This window comes from Rhizobium sp. CFBP 8762 (assembly GCF_014841565.1).
Classification (GTDB): Bacteria; Pseudomonadota; Alphaproteobacteria; order Rhizobiales; family Rhizobiaceae; genus CFBP-8762.
Window position 1 is genome coordinate 538,318 of the sequence record NZ_JACYUD010000001.1, and the last position, 23,306, is coordinate 561,623.

Consider the following 23,306-nt stretch of genomic DNA (forward strand, 5'->3'; position numbering starts at 1 on the left):
CCCCGAGTCCCATACCTTTATATATTATATTTCTTATATTATATACAATCCATCACAAAAACAAAATGGCCCCGCAGGGCCATTCTGAGTATGTTCATGGAGGTATGTTTTAGCGCATTGTCGGCATGACGAATTCAGCGCCTGACTTGATGCCCGAAGGCCAGCGAGACGTGATTGTCTTGGTGCGTGTCCAGAACCGGATGGAGTCCGTGCCATGCTGGTTGAGGTCACCGAAGCTTGATGATTTCCAGCCGCCGAACGAGTGGTAGGCCAACGGCACGGGGATCGGGACATTAATACCGACCATACCGATGTTGATGCGCGAGGCAAAATCACGGGCGGCATCGCCGTCGCGTGTATAGATGGCGACGCCGTTGCCATATTCATGCTTCATCGGCAGGGCCAGTGCCTCTTCGTAGGTGTTGGCACGCACGACGGACAGCACAGGGCCGAAGATTTCGGTCTTGTAGATATCCATGTCCTCGGTCACATTATCAAACAGGCAGCCGCCGACGAAGTAGCCGTTTTCATAGCCCTGAAGCTTGAAATCGCGACCGTCTACGATCAGGTCGGCGCCTTCCTCCACGCCCTTGTCAATCAGGCCCAGCACACGCTCTTGCGCCTGGCGGCTGACGAGCGGACCCATATCGGCTTTCTCATCCGTGTAGGGGCCGACATGGAGCGCTTCCACCATGGGAATAAGCTTCTGCACGAGGCGGTCGGCTGTTTCCTTGCCCACAGGCACGGCAACCGCAATCGCCATGCAGCGCTCACCGGCAGAGCCGTAACCCGCTCCCATCAGTGCGTTCGCCGCTTGATCGAGATCGGCATCCGGCATGATGATCATATGGTTTTTGGCACCGCCGAAGCACTGGGCGCGCTTGCCGTTGGCCGCAGCACTGGCATAGACAGCGCGGGCAATAGGAGTGGAGCCCACGAAGGAAATGGCGGAAATATCCGGGTGCGCCAGAATGGCATCGACCGCCTGCTTGTCGCCATTGACGACATTCAGGATGCCAGCCGGAAGACCCGCCTCGATCATGAGTTCGGCCAGACGCAAGGGTACGGATGGATCACGCTCGGACGGTTTGAGGATGAATGCATTGCCGCAGGCAATAGCCGGTGCAAACATCCACATGGGAATCATGGCCGGGAAGTTGAACGGTGTGATCCCCGCGCCGACGCCCACCGCCTGACGGATGGAATACATATCGATATTTGGCCCCGCCCCTTCGGTAAACTCACTTTTCTGGAGGTGCGGAATACCGATCACGAACTCGCAGACCTCCAGCCCACGCTGCAGGTCACCCTTGGCATCCTCTATGGTTTTGCCATGCTCGCGTGAGAGCAGTTCCGCCAGATCATCCATGTTCTCGTTGAGAAGCTGGACGAATTTCATGAAAACACGGGCGCGACGCTGCGGATTGGTGGCAGCCCATTTGGGTTGGGCGGCAACTGCATTCGCCACAGCCTGAGCCAGTTCCGTGTCGCTCGCCAAGGACACACGAGCCTGGACTTCGCCTGTTGCCGGGTTGAACACATCGCTGGTTCGACCGCTGGTGCCGGCCACATGCTCGCCGCCAATGAAATGTCCAATATCGCGCATCACGCACTCCTCCATAAATACTTGATTGTAACCGCAGAGTTGCACTACGGTTTTAACAAAGCAATTGCTCCATTCAAGGAACTGATGTGCAGAAATTGAAGTCCGACCATGAACTGGGATGATGTCCGGCTGTTTCTGGCAGTTGCCCGCTCCGGTCAGATACTGGCAGCGTCTCGGCGGCTGGGGGTCAATCACGCCACGCTCAGCCGTAGATTATCGGCGCTGGAAGCGGATTTGCAGACACGGCTTTTGGTGCGGCGCACCAACGGGTGCGAGTTGACGGCGGAGGGCGAGAGGTTTCTAGTGTCAGCCGAACGCATGGAAAGCGAAATGCTGGCCATGCAGGCGCATATCGGCCGCATCGATACGGCCATTGCCGGAACGGTGCGGATCGGCGCGCCCGATGGCTTCGGCGTGTCGTTTCTGGCACCGCGACTGGGGCAACTTACCGCCCGCCACCCGCAACTGAAAATCCAGCTCGTGCCTGTGCCGCGCTCGTTTTCGCTGTCGCAGCGAGAAGCCGATATTGCCATTACGCTGGAACGGCCGGAACAGGGGCGGCTAATATCAGCGCGGCTGACAGACTACACGCTGGGACTGTACGCGTTTCGGGACTATCTGCGGGAGACTGGCGTTCCGGAAACGGTGGAGGATTTGAAGCACCATCGGCGTGTCGGCTACGTGGAAGATCTGATCTTCACCGCATCGCTGGATTTCACCGGGGAAATCATGCGCCACTGGGACGCGTCGTTTGAGGTCTCAAGCGCCACGGGACAGACGGAAGCCGTGCGCTCCGGTGCAGGGGTTGGAATCCTCCACAACTATATTGCCGGGCAATACCCGGAACTCACACGCCTGTTACCCGAGATAACCCTGCGCCGCGCCTATTGGACGACCTTTCACGAAAGCGCGCGGGATTTGATGCGGGTGCGCACGGTGGCCAAGTTTCTGGCAGAACTGGTGCAACGCGATCAGGCAATCTTTCTGTAAGCCAAGTTTAACCCGGCAGCGGAACGGTGGTGATGGCAGGCTGGGCTGCGGGTCTGCGACGCGACGGCGGCGGTCCGGCTTTGATCTCCGTCCACATGTCCGGATAGAGCGAACCGTACTGATCACGCAAATCCGCAAGGCCTGACTTGTTGTTCTGGCGCATAAAGCTGAGCGCAAGGCCCTTGAGACGGTCTGCTGACTGTTTCCACGCAAACGCCTTGTCGAACCAGGCCTGAGACGCCTGAAACTGTTTGGAATTATAGGCGTACCACCCCAAAATTTCCGCATGATCCGCACTTTTCGCATCCATGATGGACTTGCTGTAGGCGGCAATGATGGCTGGATCGATCGCTTCGATCTGCGGCTTCGAGAACTGCGGGGACAGGGCGTTCAGCAGGAATATAGGATCATCAGACAAGGCCTTCAGATGGCTGGCTGCCACCTGATAGGCTTCGTCATTCAGATTTTGACCGGCAAGACTGAGATAAAGACCCTTGGCATTGTCAACGCTGTCGTTGACGGCCAAGGCCTTGCGGAACCACTCGGCACTAACAGCAGGCTGGTTGAGCTTATAGTAATACCAACCCAGCAACGCCAGATCGGCAGGCTTGCCCTGCGCAGTCGCAGCCGCTTTCAGCCGTTGAATGTCGTCATCGGGCAAGGGCGTTTGAGGTGTTGTATCCGTGCTGGCGTTGAAATTGCTGATATCGCCCCGCGCCATGTCGGTGGTAACCGATTGCAGGGCGAAGGTCATGGCCGGCGTCGTCGCGATCTTGGCAATCGCCGCGCGCACATCGGCTGGCGGAAAGTCCCGCGTGGCCTTCTGCAATGTCGTCACCAGAATGGCATCGGGAAGACGCTTGTCCCCATCCCGAAACAGAATGCCGCGATAGACAGCAGAAAGCCCGGTCTTGTCGCCCATATTGGCATAGGCATCAATCATCATCCACAAGAGATCAGCCTGGGTTTCGGTCTTGGGATCAATGTCCTTTGCCGCGTCAATGACAGCGGGCCAGTTTTGAACCCGGGTGGCTTCCGTCATCAGCACACGCTGCTTCTTCTGGATATACTTCATACTAAAGTCGGCACTGGGGTTCCATTGCGGCGCAATTGCCCTTCGGCGTGCGATCTCCGCGTCGATCCCGGCAAAATCGTTGGTTTCGTACATTTTCCAAAGAATCGTATCGTTGAATGCACGGGCCTCACGCGGCAGGTAGAGATCGGACGGCATGACGAAATCCGGGTATTTCAACCGCAATCGCGCCGCTTCGGCAGCAACCCGATCCTCCTGCTTCTGCTCGGCATAGTAATAGAGCGCAGCCAAGTCCACCTCCGTTGGACCGGTGGGCAGAGCCGGTGCTGTGGCCTCGGGCGTTTCAACCGGCGCCGCTGGCTCCTCCAGCAAACCACCCGTTGGCGTGGGCGCAGCCGCTGGAGCAGTTGAAGGCGCAGTTGGGTTCGTTACCGCGGGAGTAACCGGCGACGATGGCGCGGGGGTCTGCACAGGCTGAGGTGACGTTGCCGTGGCCGGGGCCTGCAAAGGGGCAACCGAAGTCGGCGCGGCAGGCGCTGAAGCAGGGGGTGTTGGCTGTGACGGGGGCTGCTGTTGCGGCTGCGCAGCGGTCGGCTGACCGGGGTCGACAGGCGGATCCACAAGGCGAAAGCTCGGCGCGGCGGGTGTAGCCGGTGCGGCCGTGTTGTTTTGGGCAAGAGCGGACGTCGACAGCATAACCGTTGCGACGACGGCGAGATACCGGACTGAACTGGAAGAATAGGTCATTTGTCTGTTCTCACACCCTTCCTTGGCACCAGCCACCCAAGCCAGAGGGCAAACACGCCCATCAGCACGACAACCATCACCACATAAAACTGGAAGTTATCCGAGAACCAGGCGGCTGCCAGGCGGCGGATATTACCCGGGGTCTGGTCCGTTATCTCGGCAATGTAACGCGATGTTGCCGGCAGGCTGACGAGCGAGAGATTGGCCGTTTCAATCGCAGCCGACCCACCCTGCAGGCGGTCCCAGATAAAGGGCTGCAACAAACGGTTGGTTCCGGTGAGCAGATCCTGCGGCGAGCGGGCTTCCACAACGGTCCATGTGGCTTCCCCATCGGGTGACTGCGTCTGCGATACACTGACCACGGAGTCCTGAGGATCGATGGCCAATGGCTGGTCCAGGTTTTCGTAGTTCAGCCAGCGGGCAAACCGCCGTGTCGCATTGTTGAACCAGTCGCGAAGCTCCGCTTTGAAGGACCGTTCCTCATCCAGTTGTGCCGTCGATTTGCGGAAAGCATCCAGAAGCGCACCAGTGTCACGCGGCGCTGGGGATGGCAGGTCCTGCGCAATGGCTCCGGTTGCGCCTTCATCGGAAACGCCTGCTTCAACCGACGGACCGCGACCGACACTGGTCAGCGGAAGGCCCGCGACACTGGCGGAATTGGTTGATTTCATCACCAGTGCGTTGCGCGCACTGGATGGATTGGGTTGCGCAAATGCGACGGTGGCGTTGAGTGGCTGGCGCGCCGAAAGCGCCAGCCGTGCCATCAATGTCATGGTCGCACTCAGCGACCGAGGCTCTGGCCGGTCGACAAACACATCGAATGCTTTTCCGCCGCTATAGGGATAGCCAAGCCCTGCGAAGGCCGACAGATCCGGAAGGCGGCCGATACGCGCCAGCGGCGGCACATAGAGCGAGGTCGTATCCAGCATCGCCAGCCGGGGACGACCGGAATCGTTGCGACCGGGCGCACAGACATCGTCGGAATCCATGGGCACTTCTGCCACCAGTTCCACGCGATTGACGCCGGGGCGGAAGGACCGCAGTGGCAGTTCGATCAGCTTGCCTTTAAATTCCTGTCCATCCGTATTGCGGAATGGGAAACTGCGGATCACGAGATCATTGACCCGAACCAGCAATTGCGAGGTTCGTTTCAGTCCCGGAGAGGTCGCAGCGCGCAATTGCAGATCGATTGCGCCGTAGTCTGCCGGGTAGAAATCCGATGGCATGACCAGATCGAACGAGGTGCGCGACAGCCGACCGGCAAAGCTGCGGCTGGTGAAGCCGGTATCGGCCAGCGTGTAGGTGGTGGAGGGTTCCACCTGCAAGCTGCCGGAGCGCGGAGCGAAAATCCCACTCTGGAAGCCCTTGCTCATCGGCCCCTGCACCGCACTGGCCAGCGAGCGGCTCAATTCCGCCGACGTGTTGCCCTTGAGAAACACGGAGGCACGCCCTTCGGTGGTGCCATCGCGCACCGACAAGCCCGGAGCGGCGGCATCGAATGTAGCATTCAAGGCGGCATTCTGTGCACGGGTCTGTGTCGTGCCGACAAACACATCAATGCCCGGCCCTGAGCCCGGCGTGTTGGAAACCGACACGGATATATCCTGCCGGTTCAAAAACAGGGTCAACGTTTCCATCAATGGGGCGGCGTCATTGACCATCTGCGGTGAGACTGCGCCATCGATCACCAGCGTCAGATCGGTCAGACCCGCGCTGTTTCTGCCAACGGCGAGCAGATCGCTCGGGGTGGTAAACCCCTGCCGCTTGACCGGGGCAAAGCCGCTTGTCAGCGGATCGATCCGCGTCCAGAGTTCGTAGGTCGCTTCCAGCGAGCAATCCACGCGGTGATACTGGCGCGCACGAAGGGTGACATCATTGCGCCCCTCGCGCAGGAAGTCCGCATTCAGGCGGATGGATTCCGTTTTCAGGCCGTTCGGCGATGCGATCTGCACCGAACCTACGGCCCGACCATTGACCTCGATGTCCAGTTGTGACGCATCCGGGATGACCGATACGGCGTTCTGGTAGGCCAGAACCAGCGCACCGCCATCGGCCAACTGGCTGGCGGCCAGGCTGAACGTTAAATGCGTTGACCCGTCTTCACCATCGAGATTGAACTGGTCCAGCGCCTGCTCAAACGGAATAAGCGCCTGTGTCGCTACGGCCGCCGGGGCGCCGGGTGCAGGCGTGTCATTGCCGAGCAGGCTGCCGCCTGCCGGAGCCGTCGACCGACCCGTTTGCGTTTGTGACGGTGCGGGATCGACCAGCGTCTGTGCAAATGCAGCACCGGTGAGAAGTCCGAGAGTCAATGACGAAGTGAGCAGATACCGGCCAAGTCTAACCATAATACGTGCCACGCGCCTTTGCTGCTGCTTCAGGGTCCAGATGAATGACCTCGTTCTCTGGATCGCTATCGGTTTTCAACAGAACCGGCGCATCCCCAAACGACTGAACGACGGACTCACGGATAAATCCGATGGAGTAGCGCAAAGCCCGCAGGCTCTCGGTGAAACTCCACAGGACGTAGCGCCCCGTGCCCCAAAGGAAGTTTTTGCGTACCTGACGGCGCAGCAGACGTTCCTGCAGCACTGCCTGATCGGAATACATCATTTCGGCAATCGCAACGAAGGTGTCAGGCGTGCGCTCCGCATAGGCAAAGCCGTATGTCGTGGCACCCTCGCCCTTGTGAACGGAACGGCAGACAACACTGAACAGGATCAACTGACCGCCGCGACGCAGTTCGATGGTCGCGTGAAGCGGATCGGCCATATCAACCGCAGGCGCATTATCAATGAATTCTATCGACACGCCGCCATTCGATGCATCAAGAATAATCACCGAATAACGCTTGTCTGCCACCCGCATTATCGCATGGCGCTTGACCGGCAAACGCTGGTTGCGACGCAGTTCACGTCGCTCGGCGATGGCGCCCAGCGCTGCACCGGCAAGGCTGAGATTGACGATGTTCCAGCCCGCAACGATCATCAGCAACTCGCTGGCGACCGGTTCCGTCATCAGGCGATACCCGGAGTAAAGCGCGGCGGCGAGCAGAAGAAAGAAGATGGCAAAATACGGCAGAGCCAGAGGCGACAGCTTGCTGCGGTCCAGCGTCTGCCCTTTGGCGGTAACGTTGAAGGTCGGTTTTCGTGGATTGCGCACCACACTGATAATGCTGCCCAGCAGCAGCACGGACTGCACATATTCATAGAGTTCGGAAATCCACGGCCAGCGCACTTTACCATACAGATAGCTCTGCATGGCGAACGAACTGATCAGATAGGTTACCGCATAGGAGGCAAATTCCAGAATGTTCGCCTCGTAGATTTCCAGCGAGAAGAAAATGTAAAGCAGCGGCGAGAACATGAAGATCAGCCGCGACAGCGGAAACAGCCAGAACAGGTTGATGCCGGCGTAGCAGATGCGCTGCGCCATGGTGAGACCACGGGCCAGAAACGGACGCCGCAAAATCAGAATCTGCAACATGCCCTGACACCAGCGCGCGCGCTGACCAATGAAGGAAACAAAGGTTTCCGGCTGCAAGCCCGCAATCAACGGCTTATCAACATAGATGCTGTGCCAGCCGCTGGAATGAAGCGCCAGCGCGGTTTCGCAGTCTTCGGTAATCGTCTGACCGGAAAAGCCATCGGCGGTGTTCAGCGCCTCGCGGCGCAGGACGGCTGCGGACCCACAGAAGAACGAGGAGTTCCACTTGTCCAGCCCGCGCTGGAGAATGGAATAGAACATCTCGTTTTCAGACGGCATGCGTTTGAAGGTCTTGAGGTTCTTTTCCAGCGGATCGGGATTGAGAAAGTAATGCGGGGTCTGCACCAGAAACAGCTTCGGGTCTTCACGGAAGAAACCCACGGTCTCTTTCAGAAAGTCACGAACGGGCGCGTGGTCGGCATCGAACACGACCACGAGTTCACCGTTTGAAATTTTCAGCCCTTCATTCAGATTGCCTGCCTTGGCATGATCGTTCTTTTTACGCGCGTGATAGTTCACGCCCATGGCCTCGCAGAGCGCCTTCAACTGGCCATGACGATAGTTTGCCGCCAGCGCCTGACGGGGGTCGCTCTGGTTGCGCTTGGCTTCGGTGCCACCATCGTCCAGCAAATAGATGTTCAACCGGTCCTGCGGATAGGCAATGAGCTTGCAGGCTGCCAGCGTGCCAGCCAGCAGCTCCGGGTCCTCATTATAGCTGGGAATGAAGATATCCACCGTCGGCAGATCGTTGGGAGCGCCCATGTCGGGCGTGATGCGCTTGACCGGGTCCACCACCATAAAATAGCTGATGGCCAGCATCGCGAGACAGTACATCTCGGCCAGATACAGAATAATGGCTGGAATGAAGTTGATCGGCTCGGAAATACTGGGAAGCGTTTCAGTCGTCCGCCAAAACGCATAACGCAGCGCCATAATCCCGGCAAAAATCAGGGTTACCAACCGGAAGCTGGCTTTTTCAGGCCGCGTCATGCCAAGGAACATGATGCCGAGAACAGCAAAGCTCAGCATAAGCTGCGCCTGCAAGCTCATGGGAAGGAAGATCAAGCCCAGACCAAGCAAACCTGCGGGAATGGCAATCAATTTTGCTAGGAACATGGCCATCGTCCTTACCGCTCGGCGTCTACCTCATGTAGACCTCTTCCGCGCGAATTCCAGAAGCTCTAAAACAAGCAACGTCAACAGTTTATGAATCAGGGCAGTTCGGCCACCCAATGCCCGCATACGTGGTAAATAAATAACTACGCCTTTTTAGGGGCTAGAAATTTAAACGTACGCCATTCGAATAGGTTTCAGTGATTCTGCTTCACGAATGCGAGAGTTTTCAAACACGATGAATAAGAGTGGTACGGTTGGGTGGTCTCGAACCACCGACCTCAGGATCCACAATCCTGCGCTCTAACCAACTGAGCTACAACCGCATCTATCCGCGTCAACAAACGCTTGGGCGGTCACATACGGCGGTCCCGTTTTTTTTGCAAGAGCCCTCCGGGACTTACCGTCAAAAAAAGCTGCGGTCGGTCCAATCCGAATGAACAGAGCAACGAAGTTTTAAACCTGCCCACCTAGGCTCGTGTTTACTGATGCAAGCGGAACGGTGAGCATTAACCCTCTCACGCGAAATCCCGTCGGCATACACGCCGGACACTGGACCCTTTTCCTGTCCACAGGTATTAAGACTGTATTAAGAAAGTGTAGGGGTCATCCACGTATGCCCGCCAGACAGTATCCGTTTATCGATATCGCCGTGCATGCACGGGTACGAGAGCACTTTGCCAGAGGCGAAGCGGCTGTCCTGTTGTCAACTGATCTGTCGGCGGTGCTGTGGGCCAATGGTCAGGGTGCGGTGTTGTTCGGCCATGCCTCCATTTATGACTTTCTGGAAAGCGGTATCAACCGCGCTGATATTCTGTTTCGCCAGATGGAAACAGCGGTTGGCCAATTGCGCGGGAACGGTGATGTCACCGCCTTTGTCATGCGGGTTACTGCCGGGTTCAGCCGCGTGGCCGTCAATGCTCATGTGGAAAAAATCAATCTGCGCACGGGCGAAACCGCCATTCTGTTCACCGTTGCGGCGGATCGCAACGCCCTGAACGAAGAGGCCTGCGCGCAACGCATGTTGTCCGGGCTGGACGATCCCGATACACATATGGCGGTGCTGGATGGCAATGGCCGCATCGTTGCCGCCTCCCCCGGCTTCCGGTCGCTGGAGATGAGCGACACCACGCGTCAGCAGCTTGTGGATGCCGTTGGCCGGGACCGGGACTGGCTGGTCAAGCGGCCCGTATCGACAGGGCGCGGCACGTTGCCAGCGGCCATCGGCAAGCTGTCCGACAATCCTGCCTTGCATCTGCTGTTTGCGGTTGAGACCGTGCTTGGGACGCTGGACACCGAGGCGCCGGAGGCCGTAGCGCCAGCGGCGGACATGGCTGCGGAGGCACCTGTCGCAACGCCGGTCGTGGCTGAAACACCGGCGGTACCAGAACCTGTTGCACCACCCGTGCAGCATTCAAAGCCAGCCTTCACCTTTCTGTCCAACCGCCCCGCCGTTCGCTTTGTCTGGAAGGTGGCGGCGGATGGTCGTTTCAGCGATGTATCCGATGAGTTTGCCACGGCGGTCGGGCCGCGATCGGCCAATATTTCCGGCAAGTTGTTTGTGGATGTTGCCCGCGACTTCGGCCTTGATCCGCAAGGCGAAATCACCGCTCTGTTGCAAAAGCGTGATACCTGGTCCGGCAAAACGATTTTTTGGCCGGTGCAGGATACCGATCTGGTCGTGCCGGTCGATCTGGCGGCACTGCCCACCTATTCCCGCGACCGGGAATTTGATGGCTTCCGGGGCTTCGGCATCGTCAGAGTGGCTGATGCGGTTGAGGATAAAGACGCCCGCGGCCTGTTTCTGCCTATCCCGGAGCCAGAGGTGGTGCCCGAGCCTGAAAGCGCGTCCGAGGCGGAGCAGCGAACAGGAACGCCCGATAATAACATCGTCTCTCTCAACCTTCCCCAAGCGCCACGGGCGGAAACCCTCAGCAATACGGAAAAAGCGGCTTTTCGTGAGATTGCCCGCAAGCTGACGGAGACGTTCGGCAAGGGTGCCACCACCACAGACCAGAGCGAGCGTGTGGACGATACGGCCAGCGCGGCGGCAGAGCCTGAAATTATTTCCGCGCCAGAGCCGGAAGACGACGATGGGGCAATCCTGACCCCGGAAACGCTGCATGATCTCGTGCCACCCCGCACGAAAATGGCCACCGGCTTTTCCGCCGACGAGGTCAACGCCCTGCCCGTGGCGGCATTGGTGCACGGCGGCGACCGTCTGTTCTATGCCAATGCAGCGTTTCTGACCTTGACCGGCTACGATTCTCTGGATGACTTGGCGGACGAAGGCGGCATTGACGCGCTATTTGCCGACCAGGATGACGGCCTGTTTGAACTCCCGCCCGGTGAGGTCATGTTGATCCGCGCCAATGGCCGGTTGTTGCCCGTCACGGCCCGCCTGCAATCGGTGCGCTGGGAAGACACGACTGCGCTGATGCTGTCGATCACACCGACAGACGCCGATACCGGTGCGGATCAGGACAATACGCCACCAGCGAAAACGACACCCTCCGAGCCAACGACTGCCGCCAGCGAAAAGAGCTTTCGGATCGAAGCCGATGAGTTGAGGTCTATTCTGGAAACGGCCACCGATGGCGTCGTGATCGTCAGCGCTGAGGGTGAAATCCGGTCTTTGAACCGGTCTGCCAGCGCGCTTTTCAACTACGACCAGACCGAAACACGCGGCAAACCCTTTGCCATGCTGTTTGCCCATGAAAGCCAGCGGGCTGTGCTGGATTATCTGGCGGGGCTATCCGGCCATGGCGTGGCCAGCGTGCTGAACGATGGCCGCGAAGTCATCGGGCGCGAGGCATCTGGCGGCTTCATTCCGCTGTTCATGACCATGGGCCGCCTGTCATCCTCCAACGGCTATTGCGCTGTTATTCGCGACATTACCCAGTGGAAGCGCACGGAAGACGAGTTGCGCAACGCCAAACGCGCCGCCGAAACCGCCAATGCCCACAAGACTGATTTTCTGGCACGCGTCAGCCACGAAATCCGCACACCGTTGAACGCCATTATCGGCTTTTCCGACATGATGGCCAATGAGCATTTTGGGCCAATCGGTCATCCCCGCTATATTGAATATGCCAATGATATTGGCCGGTCCGGGCGTCATGTGCTCGATATCGTCAATGATCTTCTGGATATTTCCAAGATCGAAGCGGGCGAGATGGATCTGGAGTTTGCAGCGGTCGGTCTGAATGAGACCGTCTCGGAAGCGGTATCTCTCGTTCAACCTCAGGCCAACGGCCAGCGAGTGATCATCCGCACTTCGCTGTCCACGGCGGTGCCGGATGTTGTGGCTGATCTGCGCTCCATCAAGCAGATGGCGCTCAACATTCTGTCCAACTCCATACGGTTTACCCCGCCCGGTGGCCAGATCGTGGTGTCCACGGCCTACGAAGCCAATGGCAGCGTCGCGCTACGCATTCGCGACACCGGAATCGGCATGTCCAGAATGGAACTGGAGCAGGCCATGAAGCCCTTCCGGCAGGTGACAACCGGCGCGCACAAACGCGGCGATGGCACAGGTCTCGGACTTCCGCTGACGAAGGCCATGGCCGAAGCCAATCGTGCGACTTTCTCCATTCAATCCGCCCCCAATGAGGGAACTTTGGTGGAAATCTGCTTTCCGCCGCAGCGTGTTCTGGCCGATTGATTTTGCAGGGGTCTATGCTGTAGGAATGTTGAGTAGATCGGAATAGTATCCGACATTCAATGAGAGACTTCCTTGCTTCAGACCAACCCTGATTTTCCGATCACAACGCCCGTGCGCCCGCGCAGGGTATTGTGGTCGTCCGGGTTTTCGTCTGCGTCCCTGTTTGCATCTCTGATTGTCCTGCTGCCGATTGCGGCCATTGTCTGGCTTGCGGTCAGCGATGGTGCCGATAGCGGTGACTGGGGGCACTTGATGCGCAATGTTGTGCCCCGCGCCAGTTGGGAAACGTTGCTGCTGATTGCCTATACCGCACTCGCCACCGGTGTTTTCGGGATTTTGACCGCTTGGCTGGTCGCCAGTTTTCAGTTTCCGTTGCGGCGCACACTAGCGACAGCCCTTGTTCTGCCCCTTGCGATACCGGGATACATGGCTGCCTATGCGTTTGGCGAATTGTTCAGCTTTACCGGTCCATTACAGACTGTGGTGCGCAGCCTTTTCGGTTTTCAAAGCAGCCGGGATTACTGGTTTCCTGATATCCGCTCGCTGCCCGGCGCGGTTCTGGTGCTGAGCGTAGTGCTCTACCCCTATGTCTACCTCGCCTGCCGCTCGATGTTTTTGATGCAGGGACGTGCCAGTGCCGATGTTGCCCGCACCCTTGGTGCCGGGCCGCTCCGGGTTTTCCTGACGGTTCAGCTCCCCATGGCCCGCCCCGCCATCATGGTGGGGCTGACGCTGGTTGCCATGGAAACGATGAACGATATCGGTGCCGTGGAATATCTGGGCGTCAAGACGCTCACTTTCTCGATTTTCGACACATGGCTCAATCGCGGCAGCCTTGCGGGCGCGGCGCAGATTGCCTGTATCATGCTGCTGTTTGTCATTGCACTCATGTCCATCGAGCGGGCAGCGCGGCGCAAACAACGCTTCTCCAACCAGAAAACCACCAGCGCCATCCGCGACGGTGCGCGTATCCCGCTTGACCGCTGGAAAGGATTGGGCGCGATGGTGTTCTGCCTGATTCCGGTTCTTCTCGGGTTCCTGGTCCCGGTCTTCGTGCTGGGAGATTTTGCATTGCGGCGGCTGGATCAGTTCGCCGATCCGCGTCTGGCGGTCGCGCTTTTCAACAGCATCAAGGTTGCCAGCGCCTGCGCAGCGATCACCGTGTTCCTCGGTTTTCTGATTGCCTATAGCGCTCGCCACGGGCATTCGCGGCTCAGCCTTCTATCGGGTCGCCTCGCCTCCTTCGGCTATGGCGTTCCGGGTACGGTTCTGGCCATTGGCGTTCTGTTTCCTTTGGCCGCTTTTGATAATGGGCTCGATGGTTTTTTGCGCGGCACGTTCGGGTTCTCCAGCGGTCTGCTGCTCTCGGGGTCGGCCTTCGCCATTGTCTATGCGTGCAGCGTCCGTTTTCTGACAATGGCCGAGGGAACGGTGGAAGCGGGTTTTCAAAAGCTGTCTCCGCATCTGGACATGGCCTCGCGCACGCTTGGGCGCACGCGCCTGCAAACCTTATATGCCGTGTTGTTGCCAATGATGCGGCCTGCAAGCCTGACGGCAGCGCTTCTGGTGTTCATCGAATCCATGAAGGAACTGTCCGCAACCATCATGCTGCGCCCATTCAATTTCAACACGCTGGCAACGCTCGTCTACGAGGATGCCTCGCGTGGGATGATTGAAAATACCTCGGTGGCGGCACTGATCATTATTGCAGCCGGTCTGATCCCAGTTGCCCTGGTTTCCCGAACACTGGATCGGGCATAATCAAGTCCCGTTCGGTGATTTGATTTTTTCAGCGCGAACGCTTATCCCTGGAATAACGCCGCAGAATGCAGATATGCATCAAACGCTTTTGAGCAGAAGACTTTCGTGATCTCGACATTCAAGCAGTTCAAGGAAAAGTGCGAAGCGGTTTTCCGTCTGACACTGCGTAAAAACAGAAAATTACCTCTTCTGCATCGCATCCGCGATTCCAAAGCCTTGCGCTCCCGGCGTTTGGGTATAGGTGTGGTCGCGGGTGTGCTGGCGGTTTTTGGCTGTCAGCTTGCTCTGCCTCTGCTGCTGCCCACGGGCAATTTCAAAAGCCAGATGGAAGAAGCGCTGTCCACCTGGTCCGGCGGCACCGCAACCATATTCGGGGACCCCGATATCCGCTTTTGGCCGACGGCTGAGGTCACGCTTCGTGGTATCCGCATTCAAAACGCCGCGCGCAACACCACGCTTGCTGATATTGACGCGATTACCGCCGATTTCAGCGTGCTATCCTCGTTCTGGGGCAAGCCGAATTTCGATGATTTCCAGATGCAGCGGCCTTTGGTCAACGTTGAGCGGGCGGCCGATGGCACATGGAACTGGCCACCGGCCGGTTGGTTGTCATCCCTGTCTGACATTGCGGGCACACGGCGGCTTGGCGATGTAACGTTCACCGACGGCTCCGTTTCCGTTATCGACCGCGTCACGCAGCAACGCTACCACGTTTCGGATATAACCGGTACATTGAACTGGCCGGATCTTGCCCGGCAACTGGACATCAACCTGACCGCCGTCATGAACGGCGAAAAGGTCAGTTGGGCCTTTGCCAGCAACACGCCGCTGGCGCTGCTCAAGGGCCAGAACGCCGCTGTGTCCACCTCGCTCGTGTCCGCCCCCCTGACGGTGACGTTCGACGGCAACGCCAATATTGCCAGCAACGCTTTTGCCAGTGGCGCACTACGGCTCGGCGCGCCGTCGCTGCCCGCTTTGTTGACATGGTACGGCTCGGATATCAGCGCATTGAGCAACTTGGGCCAGATCAATGCGCAGGCCAATATTTCCACCGTTGGCAACACGGTTAAACTGGATAACCTCAATCTAGCCGTGCAGAATGCACGCGCGACCGGTGTTCTCGACATTCGGTTACCACAAGCAGCCAAACGACCCCAGGTTTCGGGCACGCTGGCGTTTGATGAGATTGATCTCAAATCCTTTTTATCGGCGTTTTCACCCCTGCCCTCCACCGCCGATGACCTTGCCACCACGGTGGATATGAATTTCATTCGGCAGCTGGCGCTGGACCTGCGCCTGTCTGCCACGCGGGCGCGGTTCGGGGATTTCCTGATGACAGACCTTGCGGCGGGCATGATGGTGGAGGACGGGCGTGCTTCGTTCGATATTGGCGACAGCACCTTTGCCGATGGCTCATTGACCGGGCGACTCGCCGTGTCGGATCAAGGCTTCAAGGGCGGCGGCAGTTTGCAATTGTCGATCAAAAATGCCGAACTGGGGAGCATTGCCGATACGCTGAAGCGCTCCGGCCCGGTACTGACAGGCAGAGGCGACATCAACATTTCGCTTGGCACCCGAAAGCCGCTCTGGGCGACGCAAAACAGCGACATATCCGGGCATATGTCGGTTGCCGCCAATGCAGGCGCGCTCACCGGTGTGGATGTGAACGCGCTGGAAACAATGATTTCAGTTGGTAACTTCTTTCCCCTGACGGACGCCTCGCAAAGCACGTTCTCATTCGATACCGCCGATATCGATGTGCAGGTCAGCGATGGACTGGCGAAAATCGAACGGGCCAACATCCTTGCTCCGGGCAAGGCGTTGCGGCTCTGGGGCGTGGTGCCTTATGAAACAAAAAGCCTTGCTCTGTCCGGCACGCTCGAAACGCTGGAGGGAACGGCGATCACCGCCGCATCCTATTTTTTCGTGGGCGGCACCTGGCCAGATGCGATTATCTCGCCGGCGTCCACGCTCGGTAAAGCTATAACGACAGAAGATTAACCCTTGCGCGTAAGTGTGCAGCAGTTTTGCGTGAACGACATGCGACAAGCAAGTATTACGCAGGCGCAAACGCCGCCTGCTCATCGCGCACACGCTGGGCTTCGCGTCGTCTTGTGACAAACGATGCAATCACCACGCCGAAGGCAACGATGCCAATCAGAATGGTACAAATTGCGTTGATTTCCGGCGTCACACCCAACCGCACCTGACTGTAGATTTTCATGGGCAGGGTTGTCGCGCCCGGACCGGACGTAAAGCTGGCGATGACCAGATCATCCAGTGACAGCGTGAAGGCCAGAACCCAGCCGGAAAACACCGCAGGCGAGATCACTGGCAGGGTCACCTCCATAAAGGTGCGCACCGGCGTTGCGCCCAGATCCTGAGCGGCTTCCTCGATGGATTGATCGAAACTCAGCAACCGCGACTGCACCACAACGGCGACAAAGCACATGGTGAAGGTGATATGCGCCAGCGTAATGGTCCAGAACCCACGGTCAAAGCCGATTGCCACGAACAGTAGCAGCAGGGACAGGCCGGTAATCACCTCCGGCATCACCAGCGGTGCGTAGACCATGCCGGAAAACAGCAGCCTTCCACGAAATTGGGTATAGCGTACCAGTGCCAGCGCCGCCAGCGTGCCAAGAACCGTGGCACATGTCGCCGATAGCAAGGCCACGCGGATGGTCACCCAGGCCGCATCCATCAGGCCCTGATTTTGCCAGAGCTGGCCGTACCATTTGGTGGAAAAGCCGGTCCAGACGGTGACGAGCTTGGACTCATTGAACGAAAAGATCACCAGAAGGACAATCGGCAGATAGAGAAAGCCGAAGCCCAGAACGATGGAGGCGATATTGAAGCGGGACCATTTGACCATTGATTATCTATCCCTGCTTTCCGCTTTTGCCTGCGCATTCTGGAACAGCACGATGGGCACGACCAGAATGAGAAGCAGAATTGCCGCCACGGCGGAGGAGACCGGCCAGTCGCGGTTGGCGTTGAATTCGTTCCACAGCGTCTTGCCGATCATCAGCGTTTCCGAGCCACCGAGCAGATCGGGGATGACGAATTCGCCCACAGCCGGAATGAACACCAGCATGCAGCCGGCAACCACGCCGGGAATGGAGAGGGGGAATGTAACCCGCCAGAAGGCGCGGATGGGTGTGCAGCCGAGATCCTGAGCGGCCTCCGTCAGCGTTCCATCCATCTTCTCCAGTGCCGAGTAAAGCGGCAGCACCATGAAGGGCAGGTAGGAATACACGATGCCGATATAGATCGCGGTATTGGTGTTCAGAATGATCAACGGATGATCGATGATCCCGACTGACAGCAGAAGCTGGTTCAGTAAACCTTCGGGCTTCAAAATGGAAATCCACGCATAAACCCGGATCAGAAAGCTCGTCCAGAACGGCAGGATGACCAGCATCAACAGCGTGGAGCGGATGGAGCGCGGTGCCTGCGCCATGCCGTAGGCGATAGGATAGGCAATCAGCAGGGTAAAGAATGTTGAAATACCGGCGATCACCACGCTGGACAGATAGGCGTTCAGATAGAGCGCGTCCTGCGTCAGCCAGACGTAATTATCCAGCGAGAACTGGCTAACCTTCTCCCAGAACGCCGCAAAGCCTTCCGAGAGCGCAAACACCGGCACATAGGGTGGCATCGCCACCGCCGTTTCCGAAACGGAAATGCGGAAGACGATGAAAAACGGGATGAGAAAGAAAATCAGCAGCCAGCTATAGGGAATGATGATGACCAGCCGGCGGACGATGGCGGAAGCGATGTTGGACATCATCAATCCTTCAGAACCATGCCGGCATCCTCATCGAAGGAGACCCAGATTGGCTCATCGTAGCCCAAGGGGTTTTCCACCGCACGAACGGCGTTGAGCGAGGACGCCTTGACCATGGCACCGTTTTTCAGCTTGGCGTGGTACACGGTCATGTCCCCAAGATAGGCAATGTCCCACAACTCGCCCTGCACGGCATTGGCGGAGGCATCGGCAGGAGCCGCGCGGGATACCCGCAGCTTTTCCGGTCGCACGATGCAACCCGCTTGTGCGCCGACTGCCGGTGTTTCATTGGAGTGCATGCGGACCGTAAACCCGATATCGGTTTCGATCTGCACCACATGGTTCTCCACGGAAGACACCTTCCCGTCGAAAATATTGACGTCGCCGATAAAGTCGGCGACGAAGCGGGAGTTCGGGGCTTCATAGATTTCCGCGGGTGTCGCAACCTGCGCCACGCGACCCTGACTCATGACCGCGATCCGGTCTGCCATGGTCATGGCCTCCTCCTGGTCGTGCGTCACGACCACGAAAGTCAGGCCCAGATCCTGCTGCAGATCCATCAGTTCGAACTGTGTTTCCTCCCGCAGCTTTTTGTCGAGTGCGCCCAATGGCTCGTCCAGCAGCAGAACCTTGGGCTGTTTGGCCAAGGAACGAGCCAGCGCCACGCGCTGGCGCTGGCCGCCGGACAGCTGATGCGGCTTGCGACCGGCGAACTTTTCCATCTTCACCAGTTTCAGCATCTGCGCCACGCGCGCGGCAATATCAGGCTTTGGCATTCCGTCCTGACGCAGACCGAACGCAATGTTTTTTTCCACCGTCATATGCGGAAACAGTGCGTAGGACTGGAACATCATATTGACGGGGCGGCGATACGGCGGCGTACCTGCAAGGCTTTGACCATCCAGAATGATTTCGCCGGAGGTGGGCTGCTCAAAGCCCGCCAGCATCCGCAGCAGCGTGGACTTGCCACAGCCCGATGCGCCCAGAAGCGCGAAGAACTCCCGGTGATAAATATCCAGCGACAAATCATCCACGGCGGTAAAATCGCCAAAACGCTTGGTGACATTCCGAAAGGAAATGAACGGCTTGGATGTGGGGTCATTCCACGGTGCGAAAGAGCGGCGTGTGCTGCCGAAAGATTTCATGAACGTCCCCGTCGTCGTCTTTGTTTTTGTCTTGTCAAAAAGATTGCCCGGATTTTTCAATCCGGGCAATCTGCAGTCTGGTTACTGGCCGCTGACCACTTTGGTCCACATCCGGGTCGCCAAACGCTGGGTTTTGGCATCCCATGGCGAAATGGTGTAGAGCCGTTTCATCGTATCCTCATCGGGGTAAATGGCCGGGTCATCCAGAATTTCCTTGGAGACAAACTCCTGAGACGCCTTGTTGCCATTGGCGTAGAATACGACGTTCGATGCTTTGGCGATCACGTCCGGGCGCATCATGTAGTTGATGAACTCATGCGCCTCGGCCGGGTGTTTGGCATCCGCTGGAATGGCCATCATATCGAACCACATCTGCGCGCCCTGCGATGGAATGGAGTAATCCACCTCGACACCGGCCTTGGCTTCGGCGGCGCGATCCCGCGCCTGCAACATGTCGCCGGAATAGCCCATCGCCAGACAAATATCGCCATTGGCAAGAGCGTTGATATATTCGGACGAATGGAATTTGCGAATGTTCGGGCGAACCGACATCAGCAGTTCCTCAGCCTTGGCAAAATCCTTCGGATCAGTGCTATCCGGCGACAGGCCGAGATAGTGCAGCGCCGCTCCGATCACGTCACGTGGACTGTCGAAGACATAGATGCCGCAATCCTTGAACTTGGCGGCGATCGCCGGATCGAAAATTACTTCAAGACCGGGACGAACATCCGGGCCCAAGATTTCCTTCACCTTGGCAACGTTGTAGCCGATACCATCAGTGCCCCACATATAGTCGATGGCGTATTCATTGCCGGGGTCGTACTTTTGCGTCCGCTCCGTGATGATGTCCCACATGTTCGCGAGGTTCGGAAGCTTCGATTTATCCAGCTTCTGAAACACGCCTGCGGAAATCTGACGTTGCAGGAAGTCCGCTGTCGGCACCACGACGTCATAGCCAGAGCCGCCCGCCAGCATCTTGGTTTCAACAATTTCGTTGGCGTCAAACACGTCGTACACGACCTTGATGCCGGTTTCCTTGGTAAAATCCGTCAGCACGCTGGCGTCGATATAATCAGACCAGTTGTAAACGTTGACCACGCGCTCCTGTGCGGATGCAGCGGATACAAAACCCAGCGAAGCAACCGCAACGGCGGCATAGCGAAAAAACGTTTGTTTCATGTCTTTCTCCAGCATTGAAGACGGCGCAAGCCGACGTCTCGACCCTATGCGAGCAATGTTGAAACTAGAAACCTTTTGGCAAGGCTACAAGCCGTTTTTATCGCTAGCTCTTGAATGTTTTTTGACACGTGATTTCAACACAGCGTCAGGCAGCAGTATCGGCATTCAACGTGAATTGCGCCACCATGCCGGTCAGCATATCCGCTTCCGACGCCAGCGCGCGGCTCGCCCGGTTGGCCTCATCCGCCATGGAGGCGTTCTGTTGGGTCATCTGGTCCATCTGATTCACCGATGAATTGATTTCATGCAGAGCGGTGGCCTGATCGCGGCTGGCGATGGCAATCATCTGCACATGCGCGCTGATCGCGACGATCTGGCTGCTGATGGAGGCCAGCACCGCCCCCGCCTCCTCGACCAGCGCGGAACCGGAGCGCACTTCGTCACTGGACGCGTTGATCAAATCCTTGATTTCGCGAGCAGCCCCTGCCGAGCGCTGGGCAAGCGCGCGAACCTCATGCGCCACGACCGCGAACCCCTTGCCAGCGTTGCCCGCGCGTGCGGCTTCAATTCCGGCATTCAAGGCCAAAAGATTGGTCTGGAAGGCGATATCGTCGATGACCTCGATGATCTGCTCGATCTTGTGGGATGCGTTCTGAATCCGCGTCATGGCGGAAACAGCATTGGAAACAACGATGCCGGAGCTGTCGGCGCTTTTCTTCGTCTCCGTCACGGTTTCATTCACCTCGAGCGCCCGTTCGGCTGAACCTTTGACCGTAATGGTGATTTCCTCGACGGCGGCTGCGGTCTGTTCTAGCGACGCAGCCTGGGCTTCCGTGCGCCGGGAGAGCTGGTCAGCAGCGTCGCGCATGGCACTGCCATTGCTTTGAATGGCCTGGGCGTTGGTCCGGATGGATACCAGCGTCTCCTCCAAATTTTGCACAGACGCATTGAAATCGGCACGCAGACTATCGAGACGCCCGGCAAACGGTGTTTCAATATCCATTGAAAGGTCACCTCTGGCGAGGCGCTGCAAGGCGGCGGCAAGTTCGGATACGGCAAAATCGATCTCCGCGTCGGTCTGTGCCTTTTCGGCATCCCGCTGCGCCCGATCCGCCTCTGCCTGCTGACGGTGCCGCTCCGTTTCCCCTTCCGCGCGAACGCGGGCATTGGCGTTCTCACGAAACACGATCAGAGCACGCGCCATATCGCCAACTTCATCCGGCCTGCTTTCACCCGATATCGGCGTGTCCAGAGCGCCGTCTGCCAGCCTGCGCATGGCGTGGGTAATACGACCTAATGGGCCTTTCAAGGCCGCAACGAGCGCATAGCCGGAGAGGACGGCAACCAGAAACCCGACCAGCGTTGCGCCAATGGACGCCCGACTGACGAATGTACTTTCCTGCTGCGCCTTGACCTGCTCGCTCTCGGAAAACTGTTCCAGCTTCAGGCGGATGATATCGATAAAGGTTTTGGCCTTGGCCACCTCCAGCGCCCGATGCTCGGCAATGACCACAAGTTTCGCTGTGTCCAGCGCAATTTGACGGTAAAGCGGGGAGAATGTTTCAGGAAGGCTCTCGATAAAAGCAAGGCCCTTGCCGCTGCTCTGTAACCGGGCGTCATTGGCTGAAACAGTGGCATATGCAGTCAAAACGGGGCCGCGCCGGGCTTCGGTAGGATGATTGCTGAACTCGGCCAGTTGCGCCTGAAGTTGAAACACGGAATTGACCAGTTCCCTCGCGTCCATCAGCACAGTTTCTGCGCGCTCCATCGGCTTGTCCAAACCTTCGAAAATCAGGGACACATCGCGCATCCGGCTGATGGACTGCTGTTGTAGCTCATCCGCAGCAGGCAGAAGAGTATCAGTATGGTCCTGCAACTGCGCGACCATGTCTTCGTCCAACTGATCGGAGGCCACGACCATTCGCACCCGTGCAGCGACGCTTTCCACACGAGCCATTGCATCATTCAGATCGGGCTGCACGGAAAGCACCTTTCCCGGCAACCGCGTCAGTTCCCGCAAGCGCGCCCGCGCAACTTTGATCTTGTTTGCGCTGGAAGTATTTCCGACCATATCGGTGTGAAAGCGCTTCAAGAACCGTGACGCGCTGGCAAGCTGGTCTCCAATGCGCAAAAGGCGTTTTCCATCGGCGTCCGCAAGGTGCATGCTGCGTTGATAGCTGATAGCATTGCTGATGATGCGCTGGCGTTCCTGCGAGAGCTTACTCGTATTGTCCCTAAGATTATCCCGAACGGTCTTTTCGACTGCGTTCAGTTTCCAAAGGCCGCCAATACTGTTCTCGACATCGCGAACGGTATCCCGCGCTGCTTCCAGCAGTGGCGACGGGCCCTCAAGCGCAATGAGCGTACCGGACAGATAATCCCGCTGTTCGCGCAACAGGTAGTTTACCTCGTCCCGGCTCCGCGTATCGCTGTTTTCCAGAAACGAGGTCATGCTGGCGTAAACAACCTTGAAGTTGCTGAGCGACTGCATAATGCGCGTCGATAGCGCCATCCGGTTTTCCAATCGATCCGCAGCGTACATGCCGGTAAAGCCGATCACGCTGATGACGATGACGAAGGGGACAAGCAGCAGCAGAACCTTGGTTTGAATTTTAAACCGCGCGAGCGCTTTATCCAGAAGCATAAGGGAAGACCTTACAAAGGCAGCGTCGGTGTCAAACCGGCCCGTGCCGAGCGTGCTCAGGGCATGTGGAGTCGCACCACAAGATCACCACGCAGTCATGCTCCGCCACCGCGGCGGATTGATCTCTTTGATCAGGAAAGTGAGGGGTAAG

At 58.0% G+C, this 23,306-nt stretch carries 13 protein-coding genes and 1 tRNA gene; 4 read left to right on the forward strand and 10 right to left on the reverse strand.

What is annotated here, in order from left to right:
* Nucleotides 1-109 precede the first annotated feature (109 nt).
* Nucleotides 110-1,606, reverse strand: coding sequence for a CoA-acylating methylmalonate-semialdehyde dehydrogenase (locus IFT84_RS02570; protein ID WP_192117064.1), 1,497 nt, complete (start codon nucleotides 1,604-1,606; stop codon nucleotides 110-112).
* Nucleotides 1,607-1,714: 108 nt separating this feature from the next.
* Here IFT84_RS02570 and IFT84_RS02575 point away from each other — a divergent pair, with 108 nt between their 5' ends.
* Nucleotides 1,715-2,596 (forward strand): LysR family transcriptional regulator, encoded by an 882-nt coding sequence (locus tag IFT84_RS02575; protein WP_192117065.1) that lies wholly within the window; start codon nucleotides 1,715-1,717, stop codon nucleotides 2,594-2,596.
* A 7-nt stretch (nucleotides 2,597-2,603) separates the two neighbouring features.
* Here the strand turns inward: IFT84_RS02575 and IFT84_RS02580 are convergent, their stop codons facing one another.
* The 4 genes from IFT84_RS02580 to IFT84_RS02595 form a co-directional block, all read right to left on the reverse strand.
* Nucleotides 2,604-4,376: a hypothetical protein gene (locus IFT84_RS02580; RefSeq protein ID WP_192117066.1), complete on the reverse strand. Its 1,773-nt coding sequence runs from the start codon at nucleotides 4,374-4,376 to the stop codon at nucleotides 2,604-2,606.
* On the reverse strand, nucleotides 4,373-6,721 hold the full coding sequence (locus IFT84_RS02585; protein WP_206757387.1) for a cellulose biosynthesis cyclic di-GMP-binding regulatory protein BcsB: 2,349 nt from the start codon (nucleotides 6,719-6,721) through the stop codon (nucleotides 4,373-4,375). Before IFT84_RS02585 ends, IFT84_RS02580 begins: the two co-directional genes overlap by 4 nt.
* Nucleotides 6,714-8,975, reverse strand: a complete 2,262-nt coding sequence (gene bcsA, locus IFT84_RS02590) for a UDP-forming cellulose synthase catalytic subunit (RefSeq protein WP_192117068.1) — start codon at nucleotides 8,973-8,975, stop codon at nucleotides 6,714-6,716. Before bcsA ends, IFT84_RS02585 begins: the two co-directional genes overlap by 8 nt.
* Before the next feature lie 246 nt (nucleotides 8,976-9,221).
* Nucleotides 9,222-9,298, reverse strand: a tRNA-His gene (locus tag IFT84_RS02595).
* A 290-nt stretch (nucleotides 9,299-9,588) separates the two neighbouring features.
* Between IFT84_RS02595 and IFT84_RS02600 the strand changes: the two genes are divergently transcribed.
* The 3 genes from IFT84_RS02600 to IFT84_RS02610 all read left to right on the forward strand — a co-directional run bounded on the left by IFT84_RS02600 (nucleotide 9,589) and on the right by IFT84_RS02610 (nucleotide 16,398).
* The gene (locus IFT84_RS02600; RefSeq protein ID WP_192117069.1) at nucleotides 9,589-12,636 is read left to right on the forward strand and encodes an ATP-binding protein; all 3,048 of its coding nucleotides are present in this window, start codon (nucleotides 9,589-9,591) and stop codon (nucleotides 12,634-12,636) included.
* Between the two features lie 111 nt (nucleotides 12,637-12,747).
* A complete protein-coding gene (locus IFT84_RS02605; RefSeq protein ID WP_446737571.1) occupies nucleotides 12,748-14,397 on the forward strand; it encodes an ABC transporter permease in 1,650 nt (549 codons plus the stop codon).
* A gap of 105 nt (nucleotides 14,398-14,502) precedes the next feature.
* A complete protein-coding gene (locus IFT84_RS02610; protein ID WP_192117070.1) occupies nucleotides 14,503-16,398 on the forward strand; it encodes an AsmA family protein in 1,896 nt (631 codons plus the stop codon).
* A 55-nt stretch (nucleotides 16,399-16,453) separates the two neighbouring features.
* Here the strand turns inward: IFT84_RS02610 and IFT84_RS02615 are convergent, their stop codons facing one another.
* From IFT84_RS02615 to IFT84_RS02635, 5 genes are all read right to left on the reverse strand, one after another.
* A complete protein-coding gene (locus IFT84_RS02615; protein ID WP_192117071.1) occupies nucleotides 16,454-17,272 on the reverse strand; it encodes an ABC transporter permease in 819 nt (272 codons plus the stop codon).
* 3 nt (nucleotides 17,273-17,275) lie between these two features.
* Nucleotides 17,276-18,187: an ABC transporter permease subunit gene (locus IFT84_RS02620; protein WP_192117072.1), complete on the reverse strand. Its 912-nt coding sequence runs from the start codon at nucleotides 18,185-18,187 to the stop codon at nucleotides 17,276-17,278.
* Between the two features lie 2 nt (nucleotides 18,188-18,189).
* Complete coding sequence (locus IFT84_RS02625; RefSeq protein WP_192117073.1) at nucleotides 18,190-19,332, reverse strand: ABC transporter ATP-binding protein; 1,143 nt, start codon at nucleotides 19,330-19,332, stop codon at nucleotides 18,190-18,192.
* A gap of 81 nt (nucleotides 19,333-19,413) precedes the next feature.
* Entirely contained in the window at nucleotides 19,414-20,511 is a 1,098-nt protein-coding gene (locus IFT84_RS02630; RefSeq protein ID WP_192117074.1) for a polyamine ABC transporter substrate-binding protein, read from the reverse strand.
* Between the two features lie 145 nt (nucleotides 20,512-20,656).
* The gene (locus IFT84_RS02635) at nucleotides 20,657-23,155 is read right to left on the reverse strand and encodes a methyl-accepting chemotaxis protein (RefSeq protein WP_192117075.1); all 2,499 of its coding nucleotides are present in this window, start codon (nucleotides 23,153-23,155) and stop codon (nucleotides 20,657-20,659) included.
* Nucleotides 23,156-23,306 lie beyond the last annotated feature (151 nt).